Source organism: Aliirhizobium wenxiniae (genome assembly GCF_019511445.1).
Taxonomy (GTDB): Bacteria; Pseudomonadota; Alphaproteobacteria; order Rhizobiales; family Rhizobiaceae; genus Neorhizobium; species Neorhizobium wenxiniae_A.
Window position 1 is genome coordinate 12259 of record NZ_JAEUAN010000006.1, and the last position, 11870, is coordinate 24128.

General features: G+C 59.3%; 14 protein-coding genes. 8 read left to right on the top strand and 6 right to left on the bottom strand.

What is annotated here, in order from left to right; all coding sequences use genetic code 11:
- Window positions 1-18: 18 nt before the first annotated feature.
- The 3 genes from JNB91_RS09345 to hslV all read right to left on the bottom strand — a co-directional run bounded on the left by JNB91_RS09345 (window position 19) and on the right by hslV (window position 3072).
- Complete coding sequence (locus JNB91_RS09345; protein ID WP_220325251.1) at window positions 19-954, bottom strand: DUF1402 family protein; 936 nt, start codon at window positions 952-954, stop codon at window positions 19-21.
- Window positions 955-1158: 204 nt separating this feature from the next.
- Window positions 1159-2469, bottom strand: coding sequence for an ATP-dependent protease ATPase subunit HslU (gene hslU, locus JNB91_RS09350; RefSeq protein ID WP_220325252.1), 1311 nt, complete (start codon window positions 2467-2469; stop codon window positions 1159-1161).
- 75 nt (window positions 2470-2544) lie between these two features.
- Window positions 2545-3072, bottom strand: coding sequence for an ATP-dependent protease subunit HslV (gene hslV / locus JNB91_RS09355; protein WP_220325253.1), 528 nt, complete (start codon window positions 3070-3072; stop codon window positions 2545-2547).
- 225 nt (window positions 3073-3297) lie between these two features.
- Between hslV and hisB the strand changes: the two genes are divergently transcribed.
- The 7 genes from hisB to coaA are packed head-to-tail and all read left to right on the top strand — an operon-like array spanning window position 3298 to window position 7937.
- Complete coding sequence (hisB, locus tag JNB91_RS09360) at window positions 3298-3906, top strand: imidazoleglycerol-phosphate dehydratase HisB (protein ID WP_220325430.1); 609 nt, start codon at window positions 3298-3300, stop codon at window positions 3904-3906.
- Between the two features lie 19 nt (window positions 3907-3925).
- Entirely contained in the window at window positions 3926-4405 is a 480-nt protein-coding gene (locus tag JNB91_RS09365) for a DUF2628 domain-containing protein (protein ID WP_220325254.1), read from the top strand.
- Window positions 4405-5055: an imidazole glycerol phosphate synthase subunit HisH gene (gene hisH / locus JNB91_RS09370; protein WP_220325255.1), complete on the top strand. Its 651-nt coding sequence runs from the start codon at window positions 4405-4407 to the stop codon at window positions 5053-5055. The genes JNB91_RS09365 and hisH overlap by 1 nt, the downstream gene beginning before the upstream one ends.
- 31 nt (window positions 5056-5086) lie before the next feature.
- Window positions 5087-5830, top strand: a complete 744-nt coding sequence (hisA, locus tag JNB91_RS09375; protein WP_220325256.1) for a 1-(5-phosphoribosyl)-5-[(5-phosphoribosylamino)methylideneamino]imidazole-4-carboxamide isomerase — start codon at window positions 5087-5089, stop codon at window positions 5828-5830.
- On the top strand, window positions 5827-6603 hold the full coding sequence (gene hisF / locus JNB91_RS09380) for an imidazole glycerol phosphate synthase subunit HisF (protein ID WP_220325257.1): 777 nt from the start codon (window positions 5827-5829) through the stop codon (window positions 6601-6603). Before hisA ends, hisF begins: the two co-directional genes overlap by 4 nt.
- Before the next feature lie 24 nt (window positions 6604-6627).
- The gene (locus JNB91_RS09385) at window positions 6628-6951 is read left to right on the top strand and encodes a phosphoribosyl-ATP diphosphatase (protein WP_220325258.1); all 324 of its coding nucleotides are present in this window, start codon (window positions 6628-6630) and stop codon (window positions 6949-6951) included.
- The gene (gene coaA, locus JNB91_RS09390) at window positions 6948-7937 is read left to right on the top strand and encodes a type I pantothenate kinase (RefSeq protein WP_220325259.1); all 990 of its coding nucleotides are present in this window, start codon (window positions 6948-6950) and stop codon (window positions 7935-7937) included. The genes JNB91_RS09385 and coaA overlap by 4 nt, the downstream gene beginning before the upstream one ends.
- 11 nt (window positions 7938-7948) lie before the next feature.
- Here coaA and JNB91_RS09395 read toward each other — a convergent pair whose 3' ends face one another.
- The 3 genes from JNB91_RS09395 to JNB91_RS09405 form a co-directional block, all read right to left on the bottom strand.
- Window positions 7949-8560, bottom strand: coding sequence for an alpha-ketoglutarate-dependent dioxygenase AlkB family protein (locus JNB91_RS09395; protein ID WP_220325260.1), 612 nt, complete (start codon window positions 8558-8560; stop codon window positions 7949-7951).
- Between the two features lie 13 nt (window positions 8561-8573).
- Complete coding sequence (gene arfB / locus JNB91_RS09400; protein ID WP_220325261.1) at window positions 8574-9008, bottom strand: alternative ribosome rescue aminoacyl-tRNA hydrolase ArfB; 435 nt, start codon at window positions 9006-9008, stop codon at window positions 8574-8576.
- A gap of 112 nt (window positions 9009-9120) precedes the next feature.
- On the bottom strand, window positions 9121-10731 hold the full coding sequence (locus JNB91_RS09405) for a phosphoenolpyruvate carboxykinase (protein WP_220325262.1): 1611 nt from the start codon (window positions 10729-10731) through the stop codon (window positions 9121-9123).
- 354 nt (window positions 10732-11085) lie between these two features.
- Between JNB91_RS09405 and JNB91_RS09410 the strand changes: the two genes are divergently transcribed.
- A complete protein-coding gene (locus JNB91_RS09410) occupies window positions 11086-11805 on the top strand; it encodes a response regulator transcription factor (RefSeq protein WP_220325263.1) in 720 nt (239 codons plus the stop codon).
- Window positions 11806-11870 lie beyond the last annotated feature (65 nt).

Below are 11870 nucleotides of genomic sequence, written 5' to 3' on the forward strand. Positions count from 1 at the left end.
TAAAAGGAATATCAGGACTTAGAGCAGCGATTTCAACTCGGCGATCTTGTCGTTGACGAGCCAGCCGTAATAATTCTCTTCCGGCAAACCGCCGCGGGCTTTCAGCGCCGCTGCGCGCTGGGCCGAACCGCCCGTGTTGTAGAGCGTCGCTGTGACGCCGGGATTGCGGGAAATATCGACATCGGCGATCTGCTTATAGTCATCGATCGAGCGGCGGATATTGGCCGCCATATAGGCGAGCGACTTGTCGGGATCCATGATCGCTTCATAGACTTCCGCGGCGTCGTTTTCATCCAGCTTCGAATAGCCGGATGTGCGCGACACCATGTCGGACAACATTAGCGCCGTCAGCGGATTGACCTGGCCTAGACCAAAGGTCTGGCCGGCGTAGAAAGGCTGGAAGAAGACCGCGCTGAAACGGTTGTCGGGATAAGCCTTCCCATCGACCCTTTTGCCACGGAACGACTTTTCCCAAACGCCTTCGCGGCAATTCCATAGCGCGTAGGAACCTGACTTGTCGGCACAGGCGGAAAACTGCGAGTGCGTCAGGAATTCAGCAATGGTCTCGCCGTCATAGGCAAAACGGAAAGCATTGCCTGCATAAGCGGCCGCCTTGACGTAATAGCTTTGCAGCCTGTCATAGGCGTCGACATTATAGGTGTGCTCACCGACGATCGCGCCGACCATGTGGATCGGATCGATGCCATAGGCCGAAGCCGTCGACTTGATCTTGCCGATCAGTGCCTTGTCACTCGCCAGAAGCTCACGGATCTTGTCGTATTTGTCGTCGAAAGTGGTGCGGCCGGCGCGAGTGCGGCGCACGGAAGCGCCGGGGATCTTGGGCTGCACGGCATTGCGATTGCCTTCCGGCACGATGGTCATGGCCATGACCGGACCGGTCGAGGAAGCCGCCCAGGCGACAGTCAACAGCAATGCAATAAGGGTGCGTTTCAAGATTTTCCGTGTCCCAGCGTTTATCTGCGCCACTGCCGGCTCCAGAAACTGTGACAGATCGATCTGGGAAGCCGCTCGCGTCTTCGCGAAAGCGCGTCACCCATACGTTAAGACATATTGGAATGTCGAGATAAAGACGTTCAAAAAGGCGTCAAAGCAGAGATGCGTGGCAACCGAACGTTGCCCGGTTGCCACGCACGAGCATTACAGAATGTAACGCGACAGGTCAGTATCGGCCGCCAGATCGCCCACATGCTTGCGAACATATTCGGCATCGATCTTCACCGACGTGCCGCCCTGGTCGGGTGCCGTGAAGGAGATTTCATCCAGCACACGCTCCATGACCGTCTGCAGGCGGCGGGCGCCGATATTCTCGACCGTGGAGTTCAGATGAACCGCGACATCGGCAAGCGCGTCGATCGCGTCCTCGGTGAACTCCAGTGATAGATCCTCCGTGCCCATCAGCGCCTTATACTGGCGGATGAGGCTCGCTTCGGTTTCCGTCAGGATGCGGCGGAAATCTTCCTTGGTCAGCGGGCGAAGCTCGACGCGGATCGGCAGACGGCCCTGAAGTTCCGGCAGGAGATCGGAAGGTTTCGATACGTGGAAAGCACCCGATGCGATGAAGAGGATATGATCCGTCTTTACCGGGCCATACTTGGTCGAAACCGTCGTGCCTTCGACCAACGGCAGAAGATCGCGCTGTACGCCTTCACGTGAAACACCGGCACCCATGCCGCCATCGCGTGCCGCGATCTTGTCGATTTCGTCCAGGAAGACGATGCCGTCGTTTTCGACTGCACGAACCGCCTCGCGCTGGATGACCTCGTTGTCGATCAGTTTGTCGGATTCGTCGCGGATCAGCTCGCCATAGGATTTTGAGACGGTCGTTTTCACCTTCTTGGTGCGTCCGCCCATAGCCTTGCCGAACATGTCGGAGAGATTGAGCACGCCGATATTGGCGCCCGGCATGCCGGGGATTTCGAAGCCACCGGGCATGCCCGAGCCGCTATCGGCAACCTCGATCTCGATTTCCTTGTCGTCCATCTCACCGGCGCGCAGCTTCTTTCGGAAGCTGTCACGCGTCGCCGGAGATGCGGTGGAGCCGACCAGCGCATCGAGCACGCGTTCCTCGGCGCTTTGATGCGCCTTGGCCTGCACTTCCGTGCGCTTCTTTTCGCGAGCAAGGCCAATGCCGACTTCGACGAGATCACGGATGATCTGCTCGACATCGCGGCCGACATAACCGACTTCGGTGAATTTCGTCGCTTCGACCTTGATAAACGGCGCGCCAGCAAGTTTTGCGAGGCGGCGGGAGATTTCCGTCTTGCCGACACCGGTCGGGCCGATCATCAGGATGTTCTTCGGCATCACTTCATCGCGCAGGCTCTCGTCGAGCTGGTGGCGACGCCAGCGGTTACGAAGCGCGATCGCAACCGCGCGCTTGGCGTCGTGCTGGCCGATGATGTGGCGATCGAGTTCGGAAACGATTTCGCGGGGGGAGAAATTGGTCATTGTATCCTCTCGGCTTTCCCGTTGCGGCCGGCCAATGCGGCCCGGTCCGCGGGACCCTTTTGGGAATTGATTGAATTACTCGGCGTCGAGCGTTTCGACGACGAGATTGTGGTTGGTGTAAACGCAGATATCGGCGGCGATATCGAGTGCCTGGCGGGCGACGTCTTCGGCGGGTTTTTCGCTGTCCATCAGCGCGCGGGCCGCGGCAAAGGCGTAATTGCCGCCGGAACCGATAGCGATCGTGCCGTGCTCGGGCTCAAGAACGTCGCCGTTGCCGGTGATTGCCAGCGTGGTGGATTTGTCGGCGACCAGCATCATGGCTTCGAGATTGCGCAGATACTTGTCGGTGCGCCAGTCCTTGGCAAGTTCGACGGCAGCGCGCATTAGCTGGCCGGGATATTGTTCGAGCTTCTTTTCAAGACGGTCGAGAAGGGTGAAGGCATCTGCCGTGGCACCTGCGAAACCGGCGATCACATCGCCGCCTTTGCCGATGCGGCGCACTTTGCGCGCATTGCCCTTCATCACGGTCTGGCCGAGGCTCACCTGACCGTCGCCGGCCATGACGACCTTGCCGCCCTTCCTGACTGTAATAATCGTTGTCATCAAGTCACCTGTCTGCCCCTCGAAAGCGGGCCATTGCACTTCAGGAAATCCCGCCAAACCGCACTGGCTTTGCCGGGATCGTGTTGACACCTATGTAAGTGGCCGAGTGACGAATACAATCTCGCAGGTTTCGATCGACAAGGTGTCGCAAAGGCCCGTGCTTTTGCTGGATATTTCAGCTTACGGCTGATAAGGAGCGGCGAGAAAAGCATGGAGCAGACCCTGATGGGCGAAACCGCAGCCGCACGCGTGGGAAGCGTTTCCCGCAAGACCAACGAAACCTCCGTCTCCGTTTCCGTCAATCTGGACGGCACCGGCGTGGCCAAGATTTCGACGGGCGTCGGCTTTTTCGACCATATGCTCGACCAGTTGGCGCGACATTCGCTGATCGACATGGAAATCGACGTGAAGGGCGACCTGCATATCGACGATCACCACACGGTCGAGGATACCGGGATTGCGATCGGCCAGGCAATTTCCAAGGCGCTCGGCGACCGTCGCGGCATCACCCGTTACGCTTCGCTCGATCTGGCCATGGACGAGACGATGACCAAGGCTGCGATCGACGTGTCGGGCCGGCCTTTCCTCGTCTGGAACGTTGCGTTTTCGGCGCCGAAGATCGGCACGTTCGATACCGAACTGGTGCGCGAATTCTTCCAGGCGCTGGCGCAGAATACCGGGATCACGCTGCATATCCTCAACCATTACGGCGCCAACAACCATCATATCGCCGAGACCTGCTTCAAATCCGTGGCGCGCGTTCTTCGCACCGCGACCGAAATCGATCCGCGACAGGCCAACCGCGTTCCATCCACCAAGGGAACGCTTGCCTGACGCTTCCGGGAGATCATCCTTGAGAAGCTATCTCGTTCTGATACCGCCGAATGGTCCCGACAGGGATCACCGCTCGACGCTTTTCCTGCCCGACGGGTTTTCCTGGATGGCATTCGTATTTTCCTGGATCTGGCTGATCTGGCATCGGCTCTGGCTTGCGGGAGTTTTCGCACTTGCGCTGCAGGTTGCTGGTGCGGTGTTGATGGGCATGCAGGGCTTCTGGCTCGGGGGATCGCTGCTCGGTTTTGCGATACATATCCTTGTCGCGCTCGAAGGCCGCAATCACTACGCCAACTCCCTTATCCGCCGCGGCTGGACGCTTGAGAGCGTGATCACCGCGACAGACAGAGAGACGGCGGAAGAGATCTATTTTTCCGCCCTGCCGCAGAAAGAGACGCAGCCCCTGCCCTCTTCCGTGGATTGGGCCAAAACAAAACAGCCGCCCGTTTCGGGCTGGCAGGGTCCGGCTCTCGGACTTTTCGATCACGGAGGACGCTGATGCGCGTCGCAATCATCGACTACGGTTCGGGCAACCTGCGCTCGGCCACCAAGGCATTCGAACGGGCGGCGCGTGAAGCCGGCATCGATGCCGCAATCGAGCTTACCGACAAGCCGGATATCGTTGCCGCTGCCGACCGCGTCGTGCTGCCGGGCGTCGGCGCCTATGCGGATTGCCGCGCCGGTCTCAAGGTGGTTTCAGGCATGAACGAAGCGCTTATCGAAGCAGTCGAAACCAAGGCACGTCCCTTTCTCGGCATCTGTGTCGGCATGCAACTGATGTCGTCGCGTGGCTTGGAAAAGACCACGACGGAAGGGCTCGGCTGGATCAAGGGCGATGTCGTCGAGATGACGCCGTCCGATCCAGAGCTGAAGATCCCGCAGATCGGCTGGAATACGCTGGAACTTGCCACGCCTCACCCGCTGTTTGACGGCATTCCGACCGGCCCGGACGGGCTGCACGCCTATTTCGTGCATTCCTACCATCTTGCCGCGACCAATCCGGCCGAAGTGATCGCCACGACCGACTATGGCGGCGCGATGACGGCATTCGTCGGGCGCGACAACATGGCGGGTTCGCAATTCCATCCGGAAAAGAGCCAAAAACTCGGCCTCGCCCTGATTTCCAATTTCCTGCGCTGGAAGCCGTAAGGGCTCGCGCATCTATCGAAGGACCAAGAAGATGATCCTTTTCCCGGCTATCGACCTCAAGGACGGCCAGTGCGTGCGCCTCAAGCTTGGCGACATGGAGCAGGCGACCGTCTACAATCCAGACCCCGGCGCCCAGGCAAAAGCCTTTGAAGACCAAGGGTTCGAGTGGCTGCATGTGGTCGACCTCAACGGCGCCTTTGCCGGTGAGAGCGTCAATGGCGCCGCGGTCGATGCGATCCTGAAGGCAACGAAAAATCCGGTTCAGCTCGGCGGCGGTATCCGCACGCTCGATCATATCGAAAGCTGGCTTTCCAGAGGCTTGGCGCGGGTGATCCTCGGCACCGTTGCCGTGCGTGATCCGGCGCTTGTGATCGAGGCCTGCAAGCGGTTTCCGGGCAAGGTAGCAGTCGGCATCGATGCCAAGGGCGGCAAGGTGGCGGTCGAGGGCTGGGCGGAAGCTTCCGAGCTCGGCGTGATCGAGCTTGCGAAGAAATTCGAAGGCGCCGGTGTGTCCGCGATCATCTATACCGATATCGACCGCGACGGCATTCTGGCCGGCATCAACTGGGCTTCGACGCTGGAACTGGCCAATGCCGTCTCCATCCCGGTGATCGCTTCAGGCGGGCTTGCCTCGCTCGACGATATCAGCCGGATGCTCGAGCCGGATGCGGCCCGCCTCGAAGGCGCTATTTCCGGTCGCGCGCTTTATGACGGCCGTATCGATCCCACCGAAGCACTGGCGCTGATCCGCGCCGCGAAAGGTCTTGGAGCATGACCCTCAAAGCCCGCGTCATTCCCTGCCTCGACGTGAAAGACGGCCGTGTCGTCAAGGGCGTCAACTTTCTCGATCTGGTCGATGCCGGCGATCCTGTCGAAGCGGCCAAGGCCTATGATCTGGCCGGTGCCGACGAGCTGTGCTTTCTCGACATCACCGCCTCTTCCGACAATCGCGAGACGATCTTCGATGTCGTCGCCCGCACGGCTGACCATTGCTTTATGCCGCTGACCGTCGGCGGCGGAGTGCGTGCGGTTGCCGATATCCGCAAACTGCTGCTGGCCGGGGCCGATAAGGTTTCGATCAATTCTGCGGCGGTCAACAATCCGGATTTCGTTGCCGAGGCTGCCGACAAGTTCGGCAACCAGTGCATCGTCGTGTCGATCGATGCCAAAAAGGTTTCGGCCGCGGGCGAAGCGAACCGCTGGGAGATCTTTACCCATGGCGGCCGAAACCCGACGGGGATCGACGCCGTCGATTTTGCGCAGCGGATGGTCGAGCGCGGGGCTGGCGAGCTGCTGGTCACTTCTATGGACCGTGACGGCACCAAGGTCGGCTATGATCTGGAACTGACCCGCGCGATCGCGGATTCGGTGCGCGTGCCGGTGATCGCATCGGGCGGCGTCGGGGATCTCGATGACCTCGTGGCGGGCGTCAAGCAAGGCCACGCAACAGCTGTTCTCGCCGCATCGATTTTCCACTTCGGCACCTATACGGTCGCAGAGGCCAAACGCTATATGGCAGATCACGGCATCGCCATGCGTCTCGACTGAGCTTCGAGACCGGAGGACAAAGACTTGAGCGAATTCACTCTCAGCGATCTCGAAAAGATCGTCGCGGCACGGGCGAAAGCTTCGCCGGACGAATCCTGGACGGCGAAACTTGCTGCCGCAGGCCAGACCAAGGCCGCCAAGAAGCTTGGCGAAGAAGCGGTGGAAACGGTAATTGCCGCGCTTGCCCAGGATAAAAAAGAGCTCACTTCCGAAAGCGCCGACCTTCTCTATCACCTGTTAGTCGTATTGAATATTGCAGGGATTCCATTGCAGGATGTGCTGGACGAACTTCAACGCAGGACCGCGCAGTCCGGACTGCAGGAAAAGGCGAGCCGGCCCAAGTCATGAGTAGCGCACCGCAGCCCGTCGAAGTGTCGGAAGTCAGCCCGATGACAGAGTATTATTCGCCCTATCACCACTTCTCTGCGGATGAATGGGCCAAGTTTCGCGCCGATACGCCGCTGACGCTGACCGCCGACGAAATCTCACGCCTGCGCTCGCTGGACGATCCGATCAATCTCGATGAAGTGCGGCAGATCTATCTGTCTTTGTCGCGCCTTCTGTCGACCCATGTCGAAGCGTCGCAGCAGCTTTTTCGGCAGCGAAACCGGTTTTTGAGCCTGCCCGACGTTTCCAAAACGCCCTTCATCATCGGCATTGCCGGATCGGTCGCGGTCGGCAAGTCGACAACGGCACGTGTGCTGAAGGAACTGCTTGCACGCTGGCCATCAAGCCCGAAGGTGGACCTGATCACCACGGACGGATTTCTCTACCCGAACGCCGTACTGCAGCGCGAAGGCCTGATGCAGCGCAAGGGTTTTCCGGAAAGCTACGACATCGGCCAGATCCTGCGGTTTCTGTCGGCAATCAAGGCCGGCGAACCGAATGTCAGGGCGCCGCAATATTCGCACCTGACTTATGATGTTCTGCCCGATGCCTATACACTCGTCGATCGCCCGGACATCCTGATCTTCGAAGGCATCAACGTGCTGCAATCGCGCCCGCTGCCAGCCGACGGCAAGATCGTGCCGATCGTGTCCGACTTCTTCGATTTCTCAATCTATATCGATGCGGACGAAGAGCAGATCCATCAGTGGTATGTGCAGCGGTTCATGAAGCTGCGCGAGACCGCCTTCCGCGATCCGACCTCGTTCTTCAAGAAATATGCGGCGATCGATGCGGATGCGGCTCTGGCTGTCGCCGAAGGACTTTGGCAGAACATCAACCTGAAGAACCTTCGCCAGAACATTATCCCGACCCGCCCACGCGCCGACATCATCCTGCGCAAGAGCCGCAATCACTTCATCGAGGCGGTCTCGCTCAGGAAGCTCTGAAGGGGTTTACTTCAGGAATTGACCCGACGGAGCGTGAGATTGATGCGGCCGCCGTTTTTCAAAAGCGTCGAGGTGCCGGGATAGATGCGGTCGACGCCGTGATAGGCAAGCCTGCCTTCGCCGCCGAGCAGCACGATATCGCCGCTCTGCAGCTTGAACGATCCGGTCGGATCCTTGCGGTCCAGCCCACCGACGCGGAACAGGCAGCTATTGCCGAGCGAGATCGACAGGACCGGCGCGGAAAACTCCGTCTCGTCCTTGTCCTGATGCAGGCCCATCTTCGCATCGTCGGAATAGAAGTTCACAAGGCAGGCCTCGGGCGGTTTCGAATAGCCAGCCAGTTTTTGCCATAGCTCCATCAACTCCGCGGGGATGTCAGGCCACGCCCTGCCGGTCGCGGGATGGGTCGACTGGTAGCGATAACCGCGCTCCTTGTCCGTTACCCAGCCGAGAGATCCGCAATTGGTCATCCTGACCGACATGGGTTTGCCGGTGCCGGGCATCACCGGAACATAAAGCGGTGCTTCGATGACGATCCGACGGATAAGCTCGACCAGATTTTCCTGCGCTGGACGATCCAGATAGCCTGGAAAATGGCGGATACCGCTCAGCAACGTCGCCATAGCCCCTCTCCCATCAGTCGCCCGTCGGCTTGCCGCGCATCTTCTTGACATCCGAGCGGCCGGATTTCGCCTTAAGCCGTCGCTCCACCGAACCCTTTGTCGGTTTCGTCGCCTTGCGCACCGGCGGCGGTGGCTTGGCAGCTTCGAGGATCAATTCCTTCAGCTTTTCTCGCGCTTCTTCGCGGTTGCGCTCCTGGCTGCGGGAACGGCTCGCCTCTATCATCAGCACGCCGTCCTTCGACACCCGTTTTCCGGCAAGCTTCAGGGCATTCGTCTTCACCCGCTCAGGCAGAGACGGTGAGTTGACGACATCGAAGAACAGTTGGACGGCGGTCGAGACCTTGTTGACGTTCTGGCCGCCGGCGCCGCCCGCCAGAACGAACTGTTCCGTCAGTTCCCATCCTGCAATGGTGATGCGGCTGTTGATGATGAGCGGATTGCTGGCCATGGTCTTCTGGTTCTATCGACTTGGGCGATCTTTCCCATAAAGCCGGACAAAAGAAAACCGCCGGACAGGTGTTCCTCAACCGACGGTTCCACGTGAATCACACGTTTTGCGCTTATTCGGCTGCGATCAGCAATCCCGGGGCTGCATCTTTCACCTTGGCATCGACATGCGCTTCGAACTTTTCGAAGTTCTTGATGAACATCGAAACGAGCTTGGCAGCCTGGTTGTCGTAGGCTGCGCCATCCGCCCAGGTCGAGCGCGGATCGAGAATGGCGTTCTCGACACCTTCGACCGAGACCGGAACGGCAAAGCCGAAATTGGCGTCGGTGCGGAACTCGGCAGTCTTCAGGCTGCCATTGAGCGCCGAGGTCAAAAGCGCACGGGTTGCCTTGATCGGCATGCGGCGGCCGGTGCCATAAGCGCCGCCAGTCCAGCCGGTGTTGACCAGCCAGCAATCGACGCCGTGCTTGGCGATCAGTTCCTTCAAGAGGTTGCCGTATTCTGCTGGGTGACGCGGCATGAACGGCGCGCCGAAGCAGGTGGAGAAGGTCGCTTCCGGCTCGGTCACGCCCTTTTCCGTGCCGGCAACCTTGGCGGTGTAGCCGGAGAGGAAGTGATACATGGCCTGTTCCGGCGTCAGCCGGGCGATCGGCGGCATGACGCCGAAAGCGTCCGCAGTCAGCATGATGATCGTCTTAGGATGGGGCGCAAGGCCGGTGTCCGATGCATTCGGAATGAAATGCAGCGGATAGGCGCTGCGGGTGTTTTCCGTCAGCGAGTTGTCGTCGAAATTGGGTACGCGGTTTTCGTCGAGAACGACGTTTTCCAGAACCGTGCCGAAACGACGGGTCGCGGCATAGATTTCCGGCTCTGCTTCGGCCGATAGCTTGATCGCCTTGGCATAGCAGCCGCCTTCGAAATTGAAGACGCCGTTTTCGCCCCAGCCATGCTCGTCATCACCGATCAGCGTGCGGGCCGGATCGGCCGACAAAGTGGTCTTGCCGGTGCCCGACAGGCCGAAGAAGACAGCCGTGTCGCCTTCCTTGCCGACATTGGCCGAGCAATGCATCGGCATGACGCCCTTGGCGGGCAGAAGGTAGTTGAGGACGGTGAAGACCGATTTCTTGTTTTCACCGGCATAGGAGGTGCCGCCGATCAGCACGAGGCCGTTTTCGAGATCGCAGGCAATCACGGTTTCAGAGCGGCAGCCATGGCGCTCCGGATCTGCCTTGAAACTCGGCAGGTTGATGATGGTGAGCTTCTGCTCGAACGAACCGAGCGTATCACGCTTCGGGCGGATCAGTAGATTGCGGATGAAGAGCGCATGCCAGGCGTATTCGGTGACGACACGCGTGGGGAGCGCGTTATCGGCATCGGCGCCGCCGATCAGGTCCTGGACAAAAAGCTCCCTGCCCGCGGCATGGGCCAGCATATCGGCCTTCAAGACGGCAAAATGCTCCGGAGACATGGGCTTGTTGTTGTCCCACCAGATCTTGTCTTCGGTCACGGCATCGCGCACGACGAACTTGTCCTTCGGCGAACGGCCGGTGTGCTGGCCGGTAACCGCGCGCAAGGCACCATCAGCCGTCAGATCGGCTTCGCCGCGGCGAATGGCTTCTTCGTAAAGCTCGACCTCGGACAGGTTGTAGTTGACGCGAGAAACCTTATCGAGGCCGATCGCTGCAACGCCATTTGCCGGGTTATAAAGTCCAAGCTGCTCCATACGCGCTCACCTCAGGTTACAATTGACGGGATTGGCTGTGAGGCGTGAACCTAGTTGCTGTTTTTCAAAACGGCAAGCAGCGCCGTTTGAATATATCAACGAAATCAATTATTTAATCGATTTAAGGAAATTTATTTCTTTTTAAATCGTTTAGTCAGGCGTTTTAATGCGCTTGATAATGGGCAGTTTTGCGGCGGTTGGCCGAACTGTTCTTAAGGAAAGCAAATTGCCGCCCCTTTAACTTTGCCACAATTTGTTCCACCTTTCTCCTCATGAAGCGCATGGCGAGGGCTGGGAATTGGCGAGACGTCATTACCTGGAGATGCGCAAGAAATGGCAATGGAGATGGACTTTATGCAGACAATCGCGCTCGTAGACGATGACCGGAATATTCTGACTTCGGTGTCGATCGCGCTCGAGGCGGAGGGCTACAAGGTCGAGACCTATACGGACGGCGCATCGGCGCTGGACGGTCTGGTCGCCCGCCCGCCGCAGCTTGCCATTTTCGACATCAAGATGCCGCGCATGGACGGGATGGAGCTTCTTCGTCGGCTGCGACAGAAATCCGACCTGCCGGTCATTTTCCTCACCTCCAAGGATGAGGAAATCGACGAATTGTTCGGCCTCAAGATGGGGGCCGATGATTTCATCACCAAGCCTTTCTCGCAGCGACTGCTGGTCGAGCGGGTGAAGGCCATATTGCGGCGCGCCGGAACGCGCGATCTTCAGGCCCCGGGCCTGAAGCCTACGGCCGACCAGATCGCCGCGCGGACGCTGGAACGCGGGCAACTGGCAATGGACCAGGAACGGCATACCTGCACCTGGAAAGGCGAGCCGGTGACCCTGACGGTGACCGAGTTCCTCATCCTCCATTCGCTGGCCCAGCGACCCGGCGTGGTGAAGAGCCGCGACGCGCTGATGGATGCGGCCTATGACGAGCAGGTCTATGTCGATGACCGCACGATCGACAGCCACATCAAGCGGCTGCGCAAGAAGTTCAAGATGGTTGACACCGATTTCGACATGATCGAAACGCTTTATGGCGTCGGTTATCGCTTCCGCGAAGCGGCCTGAGGCATAGGTTACAACAGGTTAACTTGAAGCCACGACCGGGTCAGCGGTAGATTGACCCGGTGGAA